We start from the raw sequence: 19388 nt of genomic DNA, 5'->3' as shown, positions 1-19388 counted from the left end.
GGACAATTCCACGACAGGCGGGGCTTCGTCAAGCGCTTCAGCGTCCTGTACGGCATCATTTCGCCCGGTCATGGTTCCCACTTCGACGCCCAATGCCCACTCCGATTCTTCGCCCACGGCGTTCTTCAGCCAAGCGTCCCATCAGACGCCGGCAGTGCGCCGTCACAGTTCGGCATTCACCGCGTACTCCTCCCGCAACTCGTCGGCAACCCGTTTGGACACTGGTTGGCGCCCGCTCGCGGACCGGTTCCTCGGGGGCACGACCGGCTCCGCGTGCTCGGGCACCTGCCCGCCTTCCGGCGTCGGCTCATCCGTCGAAATTTCGGCCCGATGACCATCCAGGGGCGACCCCCCGGCGTCGACGATATTGACTTGGCCCTCGAGAAGCTTCTCGAACGATGGAGTCAGCAGTTCCTTCGCCGGGTCTGGCAGGTTGCCGGCGGTTGTTCGCGCGATCAACGCAAGCCGCGCGTCGGCCGGTGCCAATCCGGCGGACTTCAACAGCTCCCGGCATTCGCCGGCCATGGCATCAAGCGTGGGTCGCGCCTCCGGCGCATGAGCGAGCATTGAGGAGATCAATGGCTTAAGCCCATCTGGCACACCGTTCAGGTTCGGGCCGATGTCAGGGTTCGTCACCTGCATGGCGACGGCCTCCCACGCCACGCCGTCGTACGGGTAGTGACGGGTGGCTGCGTACAACAGGACTGTGCCCAGCGCGTACACATCCGCTGCGGGCGTCACCTTCGGGTTCCCGCCCGCCTGCTCCGGAGGCATACACCGTACAGTTCCGATGATCATGCCGCTGTGGGACAGGGACTCCTTCGTGGTGTCCATGAAGGCCCCGAGTCCGAAGTCGATGATCATGGGGCCTTCCCTGCCCATGATGACGTTCTGTGGCTTGAGATCCCGGTGAAGCAGTTTGGCGGCGTGCACGGCGCTCAAGCCCTCGGCGAGCAGCATGCCCAGACTGGCGACCAGCGGCAAGGGGAGGACGCCATCCTGGTCCGTACTGGTCAGAAGCGTACGCCCAGCCACGTATTCCATGGCAAGCCAAGGTCTATCCGCGAATGGGTCGGCATCGAGGAAGCGCGCCACCCTGTTCGTGCCGATCACGGTGCGTGCTATCAGGGCTTCCTTCTCAAAGCGCGCCCGTGTGTGCGGATCAAGCTTGTCGCTCCGGATCAGCTTCACCGCCACCGGGTCGCCGCCGGGGGTGTACGCAAGGTAGACCTCACCCATGCCCCCCGAGCCCAACTCCTTGACCACGGTGTATCGGCCGATCCGCTCAGGCATACTCGTCATTCGCTGCTCATCGCTCCCTGCACAACCCGCACGCCAGCCGATCAAGATCTATGGGGCGGGGTAAGCCTAATTGGACTTCCTAGAGAGCCGTGGTCACTTGAGTGGATGAGAGGGACCACCTGACCCAAGGCGCGCGGTCGCCATCGGCCCATCACTTGGCTCATCCAGTTCGTTCTGAAGCACCGGCCCGCTTCAGCGCGACCTCGATGGCATGGTGATAGGCGGCCCATCCTCGTTAAACCCCTCCGGCCCACTCCCACTCATGGCGATCCGCTCCAAATTCCGTCATTTCGGGCGCACGACCCAGCGCCTCAGCGATCTGCAGGTAGGAGACGCTGGCGTTCGCCAGCTTGGCCTTCTGGCGACAAACATTGGCGAGCGGAGAGCCCGGGTTCTGCATGGCCTCTTCGTACGGCGGCGCGCCGAGAGCGACATAAACGGCATCGACGAAGTCATGAGCGCTTCCCAGGAGCAGGTCCACACGCCGAGATGTGGCGGGCGCATTCTCGCCGATCGCCGCGTACAAGCTGGCTAGGTCACCATTGAACCAATGATTGGCGGCCTTGGCCGCGAAGCGCGCGAACTGCTTGAACGTCGGAAGCTTTCCCCGTGCGGCGACAGATTTGTTGAGCTCGTAGGCGACGTCGGTCAACTCGTTCTTCCAGCGATGCCGCAGGTATTCGGCGAGGTAGCGGTGGCTCCACCCCTGCCTGTGACGTGTGACGATGTCCCGTAACATCTCAAAGCCGGCACGGCGCTCCCCGGCGATCATCCCCATGGACATGTGCACGCCATGGGCGGTCCCTTCCTGGCTGTGCGAGTACACCGGCTGGGGCGGTCCGAGGTAACGCTCGGCGTGCTCGAGCTCATCGAAGAGGCTGGGGTGGACGGGCGTGCCGGCCTGTTCGAGTTCGGTCAAGTGGCGGTGGTAGTAGGCGCGAAGTCCTGGAAGAGTGGTCCGGGACGTGGGGCCCTCGCAAACGAACCACGCCGTGAGCGCCACACCGTGCCAGAACGAGACAGCAGGGCCCAGAGTTTTTGCCATGAGGTTGTGCGGATACGGCTCGCTGACGATGGTCTCCGGCAAGCGCGACAGGATGACGCCGTCCCAGAGCCGATCGACCTCCTTGACCATGTCCGGTGACAGGAGCCAACGGTAGAGCTGCCGGACCGGGCCGAAACCGGCCCTGATGGCGTACGGCGTGTCTTCGACGAGGCCCCAAAGGGGATGCATGCCCGGTGTCTGACGAGCGTGAACGACGTCGAACTGCGACCACCAGCGCGTCAAGGCATCGATCCGCTGCTCCACCGGGGACACGGAGCTGCCTTGGCCAAGGAAGGCTGCGAGCATCGCCTCGACGTCGCTGACGTCGATCCCCTGCTGGGCCGCGACGGTTACGGCCTTGGCAGCCCCGCCTACGAACAACTTCGTCTCCGGCAATGTCGTCACGATCTCCTCGCCTGGGTTCGGCGGCATCTCCAGGTAGTCGAGACAGGCTAGCCAGTCACCCCCGAAGTAGGCGCTCAATGTGGGTTGGAAAGCTTTGGTGAGCACCTTGCGGGCGAGCGGTGTTTCGTGCCGTGCCTTCTTCATGGCGGCACTGATCAGCGCGCGCATGCGTGCGGCCCGGAAGCGCGACGCGAGCTGTGACGGATCGATGCGACGCAGCTCGTCCAGCAGGGCGAGGCGGGCCCGCATCTGGCCGGCACGGTCGAGGCGATGCCAGCCCTTGCCATGGGCGAAGACCTCGATCTGTGGCGTGATGGCGATGCCCAGGGCCGTGTACAACCCGAAGATCATGGCCCAACTCTCCTCCTGCTCCGGGCCGGACTTCGACGAACCCGCCGACCGGACGGTGATGGGGGCCATGAGGTCATCGAGCAGAGGGATGAACAGCGACCATGCCACCAGCGTGTCCGGCGAGGAACTGAGATGGACGCGTGCCGTGTCCTCGGCTGCGACGGTGATGGCATGCCAGGGATGGTGGCGGAGGTAGGCGGGCAGGTTGAGCGTTCCGGCCTTGAGGGGTGCCTGTTCGGGGAGATACCAGGCGCCCCGCTCCTGTTGAGCGGAGAACATGTATGCCTCTGCCGCAACAGAACGCTCTCGAGCGCTCAACGTACCCAATGTGAGCGTGTCACTGTTCTTCACGCCACGTTGCCCGGGGACGACGGTCGCCACTTTGTGCCCGGCCAGGGCGGCCGAGATCACGTTCGCGGCCATCTGATCGATCTCCGCGAACCTGGCGTTCCTGCCGGCCTCGCGCTCCAAGTGGAGGAACTGTTCAGGCTCCGCTGCCGCGAGGGCGGATGCGAAGGGGGACTCACCCATGGGTGCTCCTCATGACGGCGACGAACCGCTCGAACGGCTGTGGGTTCGGTGCATCCTTCACGTATCTGGCGTAGGCCTGAGCCATCGCGTGCAGTCTTCGCTCCTCAACGCGGGCTTCGATGCTGTCCAGAGTGTGAAGGAACTGCTGGCGTGTGTCTCCCTCTTCATGAAGGACCGTGGCTTGTGGATGCTCCCCGCCCGCCGGGCGGCCTGTCGGACTCCCACCCCGGTCGGGGACGGGCGCGTCACCGAAATCATCGGCATCGGCCGGGTGAGGATCCATGTCGTTCTCGACGCGTAACGCCTCAAGGTGATCATCCAGGCCGAGTTCGCCGCGGTACACGAGATCAAGGTGCTGTTCCTGATGTCGATCACGAAGTGCAGCGTGCTGAACGATGCGGATCCCGCGGCCGACGAGCTGATAGAACTCGCCGAAGCCGCCGTAGGGACGCATGGGCACCACGATGGCGATCGCAGGCAGGTCGTACCCCTGGCCGAGCATCCTCATCTGGACGATCGCCCGCAGCGTTCCTGCCTCGTCCTCGAACCGGGCCCGGACGGCGGCGATCGCGGAATCGGTCATCGAGTGATGGAGCACGGCGGCCGCGATGCCGTACGCGTTCGCAATGCGGCTGATTTGTTCGGCGTGCCGCTTCCCGATGGCGGCGAACAATACCCGCGGGCGGACCGGGGCCAAGACCCGAATCTGAGCCTCCAGACTGGTTCGAACGATCTCCATGACCTTGCGGATCGGCTCCTCGGAGGTGGCAGTGACGTAGGCGACCCTGCGCTCGTCCTCCACGACCTCGAGTAGGGCGTCCTTTCCGACGATCTGCTCCCGTGAGCCGTCCGGCCAGGCGATCTCGTACTCGGTCTGCCCCACGTCCGGGCTGAACCGATGCGCTCGCAGGTGCTTGGCATGTCCGTCGGCGATCGAGTCGATCAACCTGTAGCGGTAGACCACGTCGGCAGTCACGGGCTTTCCGTCGCCGCGGCTGAAACAGGCCGACATCAGCAGCCGACGGGCGTTCGGGAAGTGAGCGAACAGCCGCCGGTACGACTCCGCGACGGCGATGTGAGCCTCGTCCACCACGATGAAGTCGACGTCATCCGGTCCGAGCTTGGCGAGCAGCCCGTCCTCGCCGCCGGACTCCCCGAGAGAGTGGAAATTGGTGACGATCACTTCCGCGTTCAGCAGCCGTTCTCTGCTGACAGCACGGATGGAACCGTTGGTGCGATCGAGCACCTCGACAACTGGCGGGCGCAGCTTGGAGATGAGCGGGCCTCCGGGCAGAGTGAACAGGACGTTTCCGGCGATCGAAGGGTCGAGCGCCTTGGCGAATGTCCCCCTGATCACGCGTCCCGGGGTGACGATCAGTGCTCGCCGCCGGGCGAAAGCGAGTGTGGCGGCGACGCCCATGGCCGTCTTGCCCGCCCCGACCGACATGACGCAGGCCGCGTTGATATCTCCTCGCCGGTAGTAGTTCCCCAGCGCCACGATGGCCTCGCGCTGGCACTCGCGGAGCGGCTCAAGGGTGAGCCGCTCCCGCACCTGATCGAAATAGCCGCGCTCCACTGCATGCGGCCGGGTGGGAGGGGTGATCACTTCCAGCGGTGTCGTTCCCATGTCATCAGGCATCGGAACGATCGGGTTGGTGATGAGATATCCGGCCAGGACCGGATCTTGACGGAGAACCGTCTGGAGCTGGGCGACGCACTGTCTGGCGTTCCCACGGATCATCTCGTACGAGAACCGCAACACCCTGTACTGCAGCCCGACCAGGTGATTCTGGCGAATCCGGTCGTGGACGAAAGCCTTCCTGTCGCTGTGGTAGGCGAAACCGTCCAGCTCGACCACGACACGCAGCACTGACCCTGTCAGCAGGAAATCCAGGCGATAGTCGTGTCCATCAACCGTTACAGGTTGCTGCGCGCTGAGATGCTGGGCGATCCCGGGCGTCGCGGCGAAGCTCAGGACCCATTTGACAAAGGCGTTCTCGAGGAAGGACTCGCCCCGGATCAGGTCGACCAGGCGGGGCATGGTCACCGACCCTCGGCGTCGAGTGCGGACACCTTTGCCTCCAACTCCTTGCGCCTGTAGCTCTCTCCGAACCGCTGTGCCCGCTGGCTCACCGCCAGCGCGTCGCGCAGCGCGCCCTCGGCCTCCAGCAGCTTCATCCAGATCTCTACCGCGGCGAGGCGAGCGAATCCCCGCGAGAGATCCTGCTCGTCCATGGCGACCACGTGCGGAACGGCCTCGACCAGGTTGAGGTCGAGAGAGGTGAAGACCTCGACGAACCCGAGCCCGGCCGGGGCCACGCGCCGCTGCGACCATAACTGCTTGACCGCGTTCTGCAGCAGATGGTGATAGTCGGACGGGATACCCGGGAGTTCCACTCCTTCCCACACCCAGCGGACGAGCATGTCCATATCCATGTCTTTGGTGTTGGCGAATGCTCGGCGATGTGCCGGAGAGGCCGTGGTGGTGCCGCCTGGAGCGGGCCATCCCAGATATCGGGATCCGGGCTCATGGTGGGGCCGGACATGGACATCAGGCAGCCGGGAACGATCCATATCCGGGCTACCTGCGAAACCGATCCCAGAGATGTCAGCCATCCGGCCGTACCACCGCGTCACAGCCCAACACCTCTTCCAGTCATGCCTTACAACAGTCCTGTGCATTCACATAGCGAGAAGATCATCGCTGCGGACAGTCCGAGTGTTACCGTGATCAGCGCTCTCCATACTGGCGAACTTTGATGGCTACGTGGACTAACCTGCGTGCTTGCGGGTCTGCTTATGGTCCTTCTTCTTCGAATGCTTGCGAAGGTGTGCCGGAAGCCGCTTGCGCAGTTCCTTCGGAAGTCGCGTGCGGATCCGCTCCAGGGCCCTCACTTCCAGTTGCCGGATGCGCTCACGGGTCACGCCGTAGCGGCGGCCAATCTGGTCGAGGGTTTGGGGTTCGTCACCGTCAAGGCCCAGATGCCGGCGGAGAATGTCGGCTTCCTTGTCCGAGAGAGGGGCCAGCCACTCCTCGACGGCCTGCTCGGAGATCATCTCTTCCAGCATCTTCTCCGGCCCCGGTATGGGGTCGAGCAGGGACAAGAATTCGCCCAGATGGACTCCATCTCCGACGATGCGGTCCAGGGAGTCGGTGACCTTGCTCAGCGCACGCACCTCGTCCACCGTAGGAATGTCCAGGCCGGTGGCCAGCGCCACATCGACCGCGGTGGCAGGCTTACCAGCCCGGCGCAGCGCTGACTCTGTGGCCGCGACCTTGCGCATCTTCTCGTGCATGTGGGCAGGGATGCGAATGGCCGCGCCCTCGTCGGCGATCGCCCGGGTGATCGACTGCCTGATCCACCAGGTGGCGTAGGTCGAGAACTTGTGACCCATCCGTGGGTCGAACTTTCGCACGGCGCGGATGAGGCCGAGGGCTCCATGTTGGGCGAGGTCTTCTTCCTCAAGCCCTTGCCCTAAATAGCCCAGGAGGATGCTGTAGACCAGTCGCGTGTTGTGCAGGATGAAGGTGTCGCGGGCGACCCTGCGGATGTCGTCGGCGGGCAATGCCGAGAGTTCCTCGTCAGTTGGTTCGACGCCCGCGCGGTCGACGCCGCCGCGTATCAGGATGCTAAGACCGATCTCCTCGGTTCCGCTGAGAAGGTGCCTACCGGGATCGGCACGAAACAGGTCATCGCTGATGAGGCGGCGCGCTGCCGCGACGGCACGCGGCATGTCGTACGTCAGGCCGGTGGGCTGGGGGGCGTGCTTGGGCTCGCGTCGGGGCGTGCTAGCCGGTTCTGACCTCGCAGGAGTCCGTTTCTCGTCCGGTACGGTGATCCCGGCCTTCTTCGCGTGCTCGGGCAGTGAGGCGATCTCTTCGGTGTCCAGCCCGGCCAGTCTGCCGAAACGGCTCAGTTGTTCTCGAGTGACATGACCTGTGGGAATGTGGCGGCGTAGCAGCGCCAGCGCACGCTCCAACCGGTCGGACGGCCCGGCCGCCGCGGTGGGTTTGGGGATAACGACCCGCAGGCCCATTTCAGCCAGTGCCGCGATGACGCGCTCGCGCGCTTCCGGGGCCAGCCTCATCTGCTCGGTGGCGTCCTCGAAGGCTCTGGCGGACACGGCACCGTTCACGGCGGCGCTTCTGAGCTGCTGCAGGACGCCTGCCACGGCCCGATGGAGGCCCGACTCACCGGAACGTGCCAATGGCGTGTCAACGGTCATGCCCATCACGTTGCCATAAGCCACCGACATCCGTGACAACCGAATTCTCGCGCCAAGCGTCTGTCCGGAGCATAGTTAGCATCCGGGTGACCGGATTAAGTTGGAGGGGCGGATGTCTTCACGCGAGGAGCTACTGGGGTACCTCCGTCAGCAATTGAGCGGCCCGATTGGGGAGGTTACGGAGCTCATCGAAGAACCGCCCAACCGGCGCTACCTGATGGGCACGCTCTATCCGCAAGACACCAACCGTCAACAGAGTTTGACTATGGCTGCCGAGGTCACCGAGCCGGACGACGTTCCGGAAGAAGCGTCCGAGGAGACGCGCCTGGTGAACGACACGGTCCCAGACGCCAACGCCTGGCTGCCGTCCTCGATGGGGATGTCCCTCTACACCAACGCTGAAGAGCTGACGCTGGTCTGCCGGGGCGCTCGCTACGAGACGCAGCGGGGCAAGGTCAGGAAATGGCAACGCGTCCCGCTTGAGGATTTCGAGGAGACCTTCAATGTGAGAGAGACCGAAAAGGACATTTGGGGTGATCGGGCGCAGATTCGCCTGCGATGGCGTTTGTTCGCGGGCAAGTTGCTGGTGACTGTCGCGTTAGTCAACGCCAAAAAGGCCGTGGGAGACCACGGGCCCCAATGGGACGACATGCTTTTTCAGGCCTCGCTGGAGGTCAGGCCGGTCGGCGGCGAGCTGCTGCAGTACCCGAGCATCCGGCTGACCAGCCGCGACCTGGAAGAGCAGGAGCTGCGCCTGCAGTACAGGCATGTAGTGACGCGTGCCGTCGGCCACAGCTGCGCGGTGGACGAGATCGTTGAGGACGGCCAGGTAAGCGGACTCCGGACCCAGATGATGCCCGAGGCCGAGGTGCCAGCGATCAGCCCGGCTGGCCCGGCTGGGCTATCCGTGCTGAAGCTCGCTCACCTGTCCGACCCCAACGTGGCGAAGTCTCAGCTGCACACCGAGATCATGGACTTCATCGGCGGCTACCGGGAATGGTGCCAGGCTCAGCGCAAGGCCGACGTGCCCTCTGGGGCGCAAAAGGCAGCCGAGCGCATCCTCGACAGGCTGGACACCGCCGTTCGGAGGATGGAACTCGGGGCCAACACCCTGTTCACCGAACCCTCCGGCCATGCACTTCGCGCCTTCCAGCTGGCCAACTGGGTGATGGCGCTCCAGATGCGGCACTCGGCTCGGGACCTGGGGGGACGGCGCCGTCCGCGTTCCGAGGCCGTCCCGCTGAATCCAGCACCCTCGCCCAGCGCAGCATGGCACCCGTTTCAGCTCGGATTCTTTCTGTTGTCGGTCTGCGGGCTGATTGACGAGTCCCACCCTGACCGAGAGGTGGTGGACCTGATCTGGTTCCCCACGGGCGGCGGTAAGACGGAGGCGTACCTCTTCCTGGCGACCTTCGAGATGATCCTGCGCAGGCTGCGGTATGGAGATGACGGCGGCGGAACCGCCGTGCTCAGCCGGTACACCCTGAGCCTGCTGACGACGCAGCAGTTTCAGCGCGCCGCGACGACCATCTGTGCCCTCGAGTACCTCCGGTTGAAGGAAGACCTGGGAATCCCGGGCGGTGCGTTCAGTATCGGACTGTGGGTTGGCGGAACCACCACCCCCAACAAGTACGTCGATGCACATGAGATGTTCCAGGAGCAGCGCGGGGCCGCCAGGCCGAAGGACGTTTTCATCCTGGACCGCTGTCCCTGGTGCGGCACGCAGGTGATGCCCACAGCCAAGTCCCCTGATATCGGTGACTACGGGGTGCGGACGACCGAGACGTCCTTCCGGTTCCTGTGTCCGAGGGAAGAGTGCCACTTCCACGAGCGGTTGCCGGTAGCGGTGGTTGATGAGCATCTTTACGCGGACCCGCCGACATTCGTCCTCGGCACTGTGGACAAGTTTGCCCGGCTGGCCTGGGAACCCGACGCGGGACGGCTGTTCGGCAGAGAACAACTGCCTCCGTCCCTGGTGATCCAGGACGAGCTGCATTTGCTTACCGGGCCGCTTGGCACCACCGTGGGTCTGTACGAGGCGGCCGTGCTGGAACTGTGCTCGCGAAACGGCCGTGCTCCGAAGGTCGTCGCGTCCACAGCCACCATCCGGCGTGCGAGCGAGCAAATCCGTGGGCTGTACGGCCGCGACGTCCAACTGTTCCCCTCGGCTGGTCTGGACGCCCGCTTCTCCTACTTCGCCGAACCGGACCACACAGTTCCAGGACGCAAGTACGTCGGTGTCATGGCGCAAGGCCACACCGCAGGCCGCGCGACAGCGGTGACCGCAGCCGCCATGTTGCATGCACCCATGGAGTTGCCCGAGGAGCACCGCGACGACTACTGGACGCTCGTCGCCTATCACCACAGCATGCGGGAGCTTGGCCGGACCCGTACCGCCACCGGTGACGAAATCCCAGCACATCTACGTGGTCTCGGCTCGCCAGGACGCCGTCGTGAACTGGCCGAACGCCAGGTGGAGGAACTGTCCAGCAACCTCGATAGATCCGAGCAGCCCAAACTGCTGGATCGCCTTGAACTGGGTTTCGAGGACCCCAACAGTCTTTCCATGGTGGTCTGTACCAACATGCTGTCGGTCGGAGTGGACGTAAAGCGGCTGGCGCTGATGCTGATGCTCGGCCAGCCCAAGGCGAACGCTGAGTACATCCAGGCGAGCAGCCGCGTCGGGCGGCACGGCGTCCCTGGTCTCGTGGTCACCTTCCTCAACGCGACCCGGTCGCGTGACCGATCGCATTACGAAACGTTCGGCACCTTCCATCAGGCGCTCTACCAGCATGTCGAGCCGACCAGCGTGACTCCGTGGTCGATTCCGTCCCGCCGCCGGGCGCTGCATGCCGCGTTGGTGATCCTTGTACGGCACGGCCTCGGGCTGTCGGCGGACGACCAGGCTGGTGACGTCCTTCACCACGCTGGCGAGCTGGCCGAAGCTGCGTCCCGGCTGGTCCGGTGGGCGGCCGCGGCGGACTCATCCGCCGCCGGCGAGGTGCAGGCCGACCTCGACGAACTTCGTCGGGCCTGGCTGGACGCGGCTGAGCAGGCTAGGCGGGCGGGCAAACGCCTGTACTACAAGCCCGCTGGGAAGGCGCAGGCGAGCCTTCTCAAGAACTTCGACCGGCCCGGCGGTATGTGGGAGGCGCAGCACTCCATGCGCAGCGTCGACCGTGAATGCCAGATCATCGTGAAGGGGGCCGGGGGATGAGCACCCGCAAGCTACGCGTCCGGCAGTCGCAGACGGTCGTGCCTTTCGGAGTTGGCGCGGTATTCGACGTCCAAGGCGAATCGTTCGTCGCGGCCGGGATCGCCGACTGGCCGTCGCCACGGGACCTGGAACGAATCTACGCACCCCGACTAGAACGGAAGCTGAAGGTCACGGGCCTGTGGGCGCCGTTGCAAGCCCCCGTCGCCGACTACGACGTCCCCGACGCGACGGGACCGACGTTCATCCGCTTCCCGGCCTGGCTCTTCTGCGGATCGTGCCGCCGGATGACCCACTGGCGGATACAGGACGAGAAGTTCGGGCATCCGCCTCACTGCTCCTTTTGCAGCCCGCGGCACAAACTTACACCGATGCGGTTTGTTCAGATCTGCGAGGCCGGGCACCTGGGGGACGTCGATTGGTGGTACTGGGCGCACTCCGAGCTCACGCCGACGGAACGTGACAAATGCCCAGGGCCTACGGCGCTGAGCTTCGAGGCTGGGGGGAACGCCACCGGACTTGAGGCTCTGACGGTGCGATGCCGGCACGAGGAGTGCGAGGCGGCCAGGAGAGACCTGCTCGACATTCTCGGAACGCAGAAGATGCGCTGCTGTGGGCGCAATCCGTGGGAGCGGTTCAGCGAGCGGAAGGACTGTAGGGAGCGGATCCAGATCGTGCAGCGGACCGCGGGCAATGTCTACTACCCCGTCGTGCATTCGGCGCTCGACATTCCGACCCCTTCCGCGCCCGCAGCGGTCGATGATGAGGTCACGACGCAGGTCCGGGAGCACCCCTTTTTCAACGCACTGTGCCAGGCACCCAACACCCCGGGATCAGACGGGCTCATCGCGATCATCGCGGAGGCGGCCAAGACTGACCCATCGCTCGTCAGGCGGCTGATGGAGGAGGAAACCGGGCAGGCCACTGATTCCGGTGTTTCGCCCATGGTGGAGGAGTCCGATCTGAGCAGGGGTGAGTGGGCCGCCTTCGCCTCGACCAGGCCCGAGCGCAGCATCCATTTCGTCACTCACGAAGTCGGCCTGGGCACATCACAAGAGCCTCCATGGACCGAGCTGGAGGCGAGAATCTCGCGAGTTGTGGTGGCCGAACGGCTCCGTGAAGTTCGTGCCCTCCAAGGTTTCAGCAGGGTCTCCCCGGAGAGCCGAATGATTCCGGTGGATTCCTCAGGAGGTCGACGCTGGTTGCCCGCCGTCGAGGTGTTCGGCGAAGGCATCTTCCTGACGTTGAACGAAGAACTGCTCAAGCAGTGGGAGGCCCGCCCTGAGGTTCGTGCACGCACCGCAGGAATGAAAGTGGACGTGGCGAAGTCGTTTCAGCAGGACCGGGTCGAAGCCTTTGCTGGTTCCCGGCTGTTGCCCCGGCTGCCATTGCTACACACACTGGGGCACCTCCTCGTCCGGCAGTTGTCCTTCGAGTCCGGGTACAGCGCCGCGTCGCTGCGGGAGCGGGTATACGCGCGTGCTTCAAAGGACGGCGGTCATCAGTACGGACTGCTCGTATACACTGCCTCCGGTGATGCAGAAGGTACGTTGGGCGGTCTTGCGCGCCAGGGCGAGCCCGACCTCCTTCCTGAGCTTCTCCTACGGCTTCTGGAACAGGCCGCCTGGTGCTCGGCCGACCCGCTGTGCTCCGAGCACGACGGCCAGGGGTACGGCAGCCTGAACCGGGCCGCGTGCCATGCATGCGCGCTCATCCCCGAGACCAGCTGCGAGGTGGGCAACATCCTGCTCGACCGGGTGATGGTGGTCGGCGGCTCAAGGGTTCCAGGATTCTTCGAACCTGTCGTTCAGGCGGCCCGGGAAGAGGCGGCACATCAGGTCGGTGCGTGGTGACCATCGACTATCTCGACTTGCTCGCCGAGCAACGCACTGTGCTGGACAGACTCATCGAACCCGGCCATCACCTGGTCAGCGGTCCGCCCGGATCCGGCAAGAGCCTGCTCGCGATCCACCATGCCGCCGCGCTGGAGATCGCCGGCCGCCCCGTGACGCTGATCGCGCACTCGAAGCTGCTCGGCCAGCATCTGAATGCCGATGGCGTGCGACTCGGCGCGTCGTTGCCCATCATGACCTTCCACGGCTGGGTGCACGGCTGGTACCGAGAGACCACGGGTTCGCCACTCGGAGCGAGGAACGGTTCCTTTGACTGGTCGCAGTTGATGTCCGCGGCCCTTCATGACACCGGACGACGGGGGCATACTCTCGTCATCGACGAAGCTCAGGACCTCCCGCAGGAGTTCTTCAGCCTATGCAGGGTCCTCGGTATGGACGTGATCGCGTTCGCCGACGAGTACCAGCGGATTACCAGTACCCAATCCACCCTCGACGAGATCGAGAAGGCTCTCGGCGGCTGCGGTCAACTCGAAATCAGCACCAACCTGAGGAACCCCCGCCCGGTCGCGGAACTTGCTCGTCACTTCCACCCTGGGCTGCGCCAGCCGCCGCTGCCGCACCGGGACGGGCCGGTTCCGGTACTGCTGCGGCGCCCGGAAGCGCGCCGTCCATTCGCGCGCTGGCTCACCCGCTACGCCGAGGACCATCGTAAGCTCAAGATTGGAGTTGTGATCAAACGCAGCCGTGAGCAGGGAGAACTGCTGGCGGAGATCGAGCGGATGCGTACCGGCTTGCGGCCACAGATCTACATCGGTGCTGCCGGAGACACACGGTACAAGAACATCGACGCAGATCGTCCTGGTCTACGACTGGTGAACCGGGCGAGCGTCAAAGGCCTGGACTTCGACACCGTGATCGTCCCGGACACTCATCTGGACGCGGGCGATCCATCCAGCGCCGATCTGAAGATGTTATACTACGTGCTCATCACGAGGACGCGCGGGGAACTGTACATCTGCTACTCCGGTGACCAGGAACCGAGAATGTTCAGCGGGATACCGCAGCAAACCCTCGCCCGGGAGCTCTTGCCTGGTTGAAGCGAAGCAAGAAACGGAGCTCAGCACCCAGGATCACAGCTGGATCACTCCCCGCACCAACGAGGGCCCGGTAAGGGCCAACTTGCGCACGCACTCGGCCATGGCCCCCACGGACGGTTTTAAGTTCCGCCTGTCGATGATCGACGGCGCGAGCGGGGCGTCGGACACTGACCGGATGACGTCTGGCAGGTGCTCAGGATCGAGACAGAGCTCCACCGAATCCGGGGCGGTTCAGCGCGGCGGTGGTGGCTATGTGCAGCCGCTACCACGGTTTTGGGTGACTATCTGGGTGACAATCGCCCCGGCCGCCCGTGGATCCGTCAGGACACGTTCGGACGGAAACCACAGGTCAGGGCCTGAATGGTCGCAGTTTCACTACTGTATGAGTTCGCTTACAAGCGAGGGGTCACTGGTTCGAACCCAGTACCGCCCACCTGTAAAGGGAGTTCTGTTTCCGATCATGGAAACGGCTCGAACACCTTCGCTACGGCGGGTTTGGTCACCGGTGGCCTCCCGCGTCGGCTGGAGGGAGGCTGCGGTGTGTGATCTCATCGCCGCAGTCACGCGCGTTGAATTCGTAAGGCCGGCTGGGATGATCATGGTGGTTTGAGAGTCAGGCCGACCTGTCCAAAGGCAGCCGGTGATCAGATGAGGCCGGTACTGGATCTTCTTGAGCTTGCGCTTGACGATGCGGACCAGGCCGTGGAGGTCAGCCACGACGAAGTTGCCGATCGAGCGTTTCAGCGGCCAGGCACGGCTCGCTCCAACTCAACCAGGGCCAGCGGGGGACCGTCGTCGAAGTCGTGGTCGTGGGTCCTGCCGGTCTCGGCGAAGCCATTCTTGGCGTAGAAGCGGCGCGCTTGGGCGGAGTCCCGGAGCGTCCACAGATGCACGTCGTCGTACCCGGCGTCTCGCACTCGGTCCAAGACGGCCATCAACAGGAGCATCGCGATGCCGCTGCCCCAGACCTCAGGGTGGGCGAAGAAGGTATGGATCTCCGCGAGGCCGGGGCGGGAAGTGGAGGCCCCGAACCGGGCGAAAGCCCCCGCCCGCTCGTTCAAGCGTGCCAACAGGATCGTGTCCACGCCCTCGGCCAGAATGCCGTGCCACTTGGTGCGCCGCTCCTCGATCCCGGCTGCAGCGACCTTCGGCGTGCAAAACGGGCCGTGCGAGACGCCCCAAGACAGGGCGTGGATCTCGCCGAGGATGTCCCCGTCACCGGGTTCCGCGGGGTGGACCGTGATCGCATCAGGCATGGCGTAGACACTACAAGTAGTGGGCAGGCGGCAATTCTTCGCGTTGTATAACCGCTGGCTTCTCCGTGGTGATCAGCCTCGATTGAGGCAGGAGACGTGTGCATCCGTACGGTGTGCCATTCGCATGCCATTCGGCGGCCACAGCGCGACGAGGACGCCCCGATCAAGCGGCATGGATACGGGCGAGAGGTGCATGATCGTCGTGCCATTAGCTCTGACCGGGCGGCTTCTGAGAAGGTGGTGGTGGTGTAGAGCAGGACCAGGTCAGCGGTATGCGATCTGGTGCCGGTAGACCGTCTCGGTGACCACCGTGTTGGAGTGATCGCCGAGACTTGACGGTCTTGGTGTCGCCCTTCTGTCATACGGATCGCCAGACGTAGACCGCGAAGTCGTCGTGCTCCCAGCCGGTCTGAGCCACCGGTGGCCAGGCGGCACAGTCCTCGTCGTATGCCACGACGTGACCGGCCGGTCGAGGATGCTGTGGATCAGCCTGAGCGACCGGGTGCCCAGTTCGCCCGTCTTGCCAGCGAGCCACTTATCGACGTCCTCTACTGAGAGATCGCGTAGCTTGCGCGCTCCGAGAGTAGGAATCACGTGCCTGTCGGCATAGGTGGTGTACATCTTCACCGTGGCGTCCGACCTCGCGCCGAGGCCGTGCTGGCTCATAGGTAAATGTAACCATGCGTCGGTTACATTTACTTGGGTTCTGGTTACATTTTGTCAGGCCTGTCCGGAGCGCGCGCGAGCAGCGGCTTGGGGGCCGGTCTCGCGCGGGAGCCGCGCGCTACAAAACGGCGGTTGGCCAGGCATCTCATAGACTCAGTAGATCACCCGAGGTCCTGCGCCTCAGCGGGAACCGTCCGTAAGACCCAGGTAGACAAGGAGAACCACTCCGATAACAAGCCCTGCGTAGGCCATCGAACCGAGAGCGCTACCCGGCTTCGATGCCCTGGGCTTCTCGCCGGAGTTCTGGATCAAGGCCGCGAGCACAACCCAGGCGATGGCGATGAAGACGGCGGCGAACGTATCAGTCATGGTGCGCCCGATCCTGCCGGAGATCCTGGCAACCAACAACATGCCTCCGGCAGGGGACTCAACTCCGGGATGCTTGCTGTCCGATCGCGTCGTCAGTGGCTGAGGTGAGCCCGGGTCCCAAGCGGAGGGGTGGGCTGCGGGTCAACGAGGCCGGGGGCCCTTCCTTTTGCGGCCGGCCGGCGCGGTCCGGCGGCCGGAGCCCTTCTGTGCGGGTTTCTGTGCCTGCCGCTGTGCCGGTTTCGCCGCAGGGGAGGCGGGGGTACGGCCCCGCGAGCTGTTCACTGTCCGCCCGCGGACGATGCCGATGAAATCCTCCACCAGGTCAGTGGTCGCGTCCGTGGGCCAGGCCAGCGCGACCTGAGACTGTGGCGCGTCCGTCACCGGCCGGTAGGTGAGATCCCTGCGGTGGTGGAGGCGTGCCAGCGACTGCGGAACCAGGAGCAACCCGCTGCCGGCCGCTACCAGCTCGACCGCGTCCGTCGTGGTGGCCGGGCGGGTAAATGCGGGCAACCCGGGCCGGGCCGTCCACTCGATGGTGTCGTCCAGAGGATGGAACACCTCGTCGTCGGTCAGGTCGTCGATGGTCACCTCGTCGGCGGCGGCCACCGCGTGGTCCTTGGGCACCACGACCACCGTGGTCTCCACGTAGAGCGGAATCACGCTGAGCCCGTCGCGGTCGACCGGCAGCCGGACGAATCCGGCGTCGGCGGCGCCATCCCGCAGGAGTCCCACCACCTCGGCGGCGGGCGCCGCGACCAGGGTGATCGGCACGCCGGGCATCCTCTCGGTCCAGACGTTGACCCATTTCGCCGGTGTCACCCCGGGTGCGTACGCCAGCCGGAACACTTTGCCGGTCTCTCCATCAGTCACTTCCACAGGGTATCGATGGCAGGGGAACCCTTTCGGACTGACTACTCTTGGCGCCATGACCTCGTCCAAATCGAAGACCATCCAGACGATGAAGCCCGAGACCGCGGCCAAGAAGCTGGGTGTCCTCCTCTCGGCCACTCCCGCCGAGTTCCAGGCGGGTGTCGTCTCCAGGGACGAGCTGAACGAGTTGCAGTCGACGCCCCCTGCCTGGCTCGCTGACCTGCGCCGCAACGGCCCGCACCCCAAGCAGGTCGTCGCCGCGAAGCTCGGGGTCTCCCATTCCGGCCTGGCCAGAGGCGGGATCACCGGACCGCTCACCACCGCTGAGATCGAGACGCTGAAAGCGGAGAACCCGGCGTGGCTGGAGCGCGAGCGGTCCGTCCAGGCCGAGGCCCGCAAAGAGGCACTCCGCCTCAAGCAACGCTAGACGGCTGAGATCCTGCTCAAGGGGCGTCACCCGTATTCGTCCACGTCCAGCTCGGCGCCGGTGGTGACCAAGAACCGCAGCACGCGGCGATCCAGACGCCAGCCGAGCAGCTGGTGTTGTCCGGCCATCTTCTCCAGGCCTGGATGTGAAGAGGTCAGGTCCTCGTCCTCGCCGTCTTCGCCGTCAAGGTAGCGAACCACCTGCAAGACGGCACACGGGCGGTCGTCCGGGCACCGCTGGTTCAGTTCGTCCACCAGCCGGCCGACGGCCTGGCTGAACGGTGCGAGCCGGTCCACCAGCTGAGCGATCATCTCGTCGACGGTCAGTCCCGGCTCGCGGCACATGATCTGCCACGTGTGCGTGGCGGGTCGGGGTGGTTCTGTTGACTTGCTCCCTCGCACGGTGATCTCGTCCGGCTTCACCCCGATGCGGACCGCGATCTCGGTGGCATCCATGTACTCGCTCCGCACGGCGAAGTAGGCGTACTGGCGAACACGCATTCGCTGACCCTAACGAACGATCAGACGTACGCAGGCGTACCGAGATCCATCTGTCCCGCCTGTGGGAACGAGGCGGAGCGACTCCAAGAATGCGTCCGCCGGCCCATCGCGGGCTGGGGGATGCCGAAGGTCAGATCCAGCCGTGTTCTCTGGCGGCCATGCCCGCCTGGAAGCGGGTGACGGCGTTGAGGTCCCTCATCAGGAGGTGGATGCGGCGCTGCACGGTGCGCAGGCCGAGGCCGAGTGAGCGGGCGATGACCTCGTCGGTCAGGCCGGCGGCGAGCAGTCCGACCAGCTTCCGGTCCAGTTCGGCGGGCCCGTTGTCCGGCGAGGCAGGCTTGGGCGCCGCGCGTAGCGGGGAGGCGCGCTTCCACTCCAGTTCGAACAGGGCCAGGAGGGCGTCGAGCAACGTGGAGCGGTGCACCACGAATGCCGCGTTGATGCCGTTGACGCCGTTGAACACGGGGACGAGGGCGAGCGCCTCGTCGGCCATCCAGAGTTTCAGCGGCACGGTGGGCAGCACGCGTGCCTGTTCGCCGGCCGCGCAGGCGGCCCAGATCGTGTCGAGCTTACCCGGCAGGGTCAGGGTCTCCTGGTCGTACAGGCTGCGGTAGTCGATGCCGGCGAGGAGCATCTGGCGTTCGCGGTCCTCGTTGCTGTTGAGGACGGACATCACGAACGGCGGCCTTTCCATGACGCGGAAGACGGCCTGCGCACTGTCCTGGATCGCGTACGCGCGGCTGAGGATGTTCTCGGCGCCGGTGATCACCTCGATCTGCTCGCCAGGGTGCACGGTGTTCCGGGTGGCGCGGTGGAACGACGAGGTCAGGTCGTGGACGGCCGAGCGGGCCTGGTTCAGCTCCTCCTCGCGCAGCGCCAGCATGGGCTTGAAGGCGACGTCGGGGGAGATGGCGACGTAGCGCGCGCGGCGCCCGGGTAACCGGTTGGCCAGGCCGCGCCGGGCGAAGGTCGCCAGCATGCGGGCGACCGCCGCCGTCGACAGGCCGCAGCACGCCGCGAGCTCTCCGGCGGTCGAACGCGGCTGGTCGACGAGAGTGGAATACAGGTGGCTCTCGGTCGGTGACAGCCCGATCGCTTCCAGCATGCGAAACCTCACTCATCTGGCGGCATCCCGCCATTTGGCGGGTTCCAGTCCGGAGTGCGCCCTTGCGCGGTGACCGATTCCCAAGATTAAGTCAGCAAAGAATTGATCTCCATGGCCTTCGGCCGGTGATCGGCCGGGGCGCCGTAGTGTTCGGAGGCTGTCGCTCAGAT

The 19388-nt window shown here is 65.1% G+C and carries 14 protein-coding genes and 1 pseudogene; 4 read left to right on the top strand and 11 right to left on the bottom strand.

Features of this window, described 5'->3' with window-relative positions; translation table 11 throughout:
• Positions 1–162 precede the first annotated feature (162 nt).
• From AB0I38_RS19980 to AB0I38_RS19960, 5 genes are all read right to left on the bottom strand, one after another.
• Positions 163–1293 carry a serine/threonine-protein kinase gene (locus AB0I38_RS19980; protein ID WP_358469711.1) on the bottom strand — a complete coding sequence of 377 codons (1131 nt, stop codon included), beginning with the start codon at positions 1291–1293 and terminating at the stop codon, positions 163–165.
• 244 nt (positions 1294–1537) lie between these two features.
• Positions 1538–3634 (bottom strand): hypothetical protein, encoded by a 2097-nt coding sequence (locus AB0I38_RS19975; RefSeq protein WP_358469708.1) that lies wholly within the window; start codon positions 3632–3634, stop codon positions 1538–1540.
• Positions 3627–5675 carry a DEAD/DEAH box helicase family protein gene (locus AB0I38_RS19970; RefSeq protein ID WP_358469705.1) on the bottom strand — a complete coding sequence of 683 codons (2049 nt, stop codon included), beginning with the start codon at positions 5673–5675 and terminating at the stop codon, positions 3627–3629. The genes AB0I38_RS19975 and AB0I38_RS19970 overlap by 8 nt, the downstream gene beginning before the upstream one ends.
• A gap of 2 nt (positions 5676–5677) precedes the next feature.
• The gene (locus tag AB0I38_RS19965; RefSeq protein ID WP_358469702.1) at positions 5678–6058 is read right to left on the bottom strand and encodes a hypothetical protein; all 381 of its coding nucleotides are present in this window, start codon (positions 6056–6058) and stop codon (positions 5678–5680) included.
• A gap of 348 nt (positions 6059–6406) precedes the next feature.
• Positions 6407–7861 (bottom strand): sigma-70 family RNA polymerase sigma factor, encoded by a 1455-nt coding sequence (locus AB0I38_RS19960; protein ID WP_358469699.1) that lies wholly within the window; start codon positions 7859–7861, stop codon positions 6407–6409.
• Between the two features lie 112 nt (positions 7862–7973).
• On the opposite strand from AB0I38_RS19960, the gene AB0I38_RS19955 reads away from it, so the two are divergent.
• The 3 genes from AB0I38_RS19955 to AB0I38_RS19945 are packed head-to-tail and all read left to right on the top strand — an operon-like array spanning position 7974 to position 14025.
• On the top strand, positions 7974–11078 hold the full coding sequence (locus AB0I38_RS19955; RefSeq protein ID WP_358469696.1) for a helicase-related protein: 3105 nt from the start codon (positions 7974–7976) through the stop codon (positions 11076–11078).
• Positions 11075–12928: a DUF1998 domain-containing protein gene (locus AB0I38_RS19950; RefSeq protein ID WP_358469693.1), complete on the top strand. Its 1854-nt coding sequence runs from the start codon at positions 11075–11077 to the stop codon at positions 12926–12928. The genes AB0I38_RS19955 and AB0I38_RS19950 overlap by 4 nt, the downstream gene beginning before the upstream one ends.
• Entirely contained in the window at positions 12922–14025 is a 1104-nt protein-coding gene (locus tag AB0I38_RS19945) for an AAA family ATPase (protein WP_358469690.1), read from the top strand. The genes AB0I38_RS19950 and AB0I38_RS19945 overlap by 7 nt, the downstream gene beginning before the upstream one ends.
• Positions 14026–14621: 596 nt before the next feature.
• On the opposite strand, the pseudogene AB0I38_RS40405 reads toward AB0I38_RS19945, so the two are convergent.
• The 4 genes and pseudogenes from AB0I38_RS40405 to AB0I38_RS19930 all read right to left on the bottom strand — a co-directional run.
• Positions 14622–14733 (bottom strand): annotated as a pseudogene (locus AB0I38_RS40405) (IS630 family transposase); the annotation flags it as partial.
• Positions 14734–14765: 32 nt separating this feature from the next.
• Positions 14766–15281 (bottom strand): GNAT family N-acetyltransferase, encoded by a 516-nt coding sequence (locus AB0I38_RS19940; protein ID WP_358469687.1) that lies wholly within the window; start codon positions 15279–15281, stop codon positions 14766–14768.
• A gap of 846 nt (positions 15282–16127) precedes the next feature.
• The gene (locus AB0I38_RS19935) at positions 16128–16316 is read right to left on the bottom strand and encodes a hypothetical protein (protein ID WP_358469684.1); all 189 of its coding nucleotides are present in this window, start codon (positions 16314–16316) and stop codon (positions 16128–16130) included.
• Positions 16317–16457: 141 nt separating this feature from the next.
• Positions 16458–17186 (bottom strand): LysR family substrate-binding domain-containing protein, encoded by a 729-nt coding sequence (locus AB0I38_RS19930; RefSeq protein ID WP_358469681.1) that lies wholly within the window; start codon positions 17184–17186, stop codon positions 16458–16460.
• A 55-nt stretch (positions 17187–17241) separates the two neighbouring features.
• Between AB0I38_RS19930 and AB0I38_RS19925 the strand changes: the two genes are divergently transcribed.
• On the top strand, positions 17242–17613 hold the full coding sequence (locus AB0I38_RS19925; RefSeq protein WP_358469678.1) for a DUF5997 family protein: 372 nt from the start codon (positions 17242–17244) through the stop codon (positions 17611–17613).
• 26 nt (positions 17614–17639) lie between these two features.
• Here the strand turns inward: AB0I38_RS19925 and AB0I38_RS19920 are convergent, their stop codons facing one another.
• Together AB0I38_RS19920 and AB0I38_RS19915 are read right to left on the bottom strand one after the other, a co-directional pair.
• Positions 17640–18113 carry a DUF4279 domain-containing protein gene (locus AB0I38_RS19920; protein ID WP_358469675.1) on the bottom strand — a complete coding sequence of 158 codons (474 nt, stop codon included), beginning with the start codon at positions 18111–18113 and terminating at the stop codon, positions 17640–17642.
• Between the two features lie 130 nt (positions 18114–18243).
• Positions 18244–19218 (bottom strand): helix-turn-helix domain-containing protein, encoded by a 975-nt coding sequence (locus AB0I38_RS19915; RefSeq protein WP_358469672.1) that lies wholly within the window; start codon positions 19216–19218, stop codon positions 18244–18246.
• Between the last annotated feature and the right edge of the window lie 170 nt (positions 19219–19388).

This window comes from Nonomuraea cavernae, assembly GCF_040655715.1.
GTDB classification, from domain to species: domain Bacteria; phylum Actinomycetota; class Actinomycetes; order Streptosporangiales; family Streptosporangiaceae; genus Nonomuraea; species Nonomuraea cavernae_A.
The sequence above is the reverse complement of the archived record's forward strand: the minus strand, read 5'-3'. Positions and strand labels throughout refer to the sequence as shown.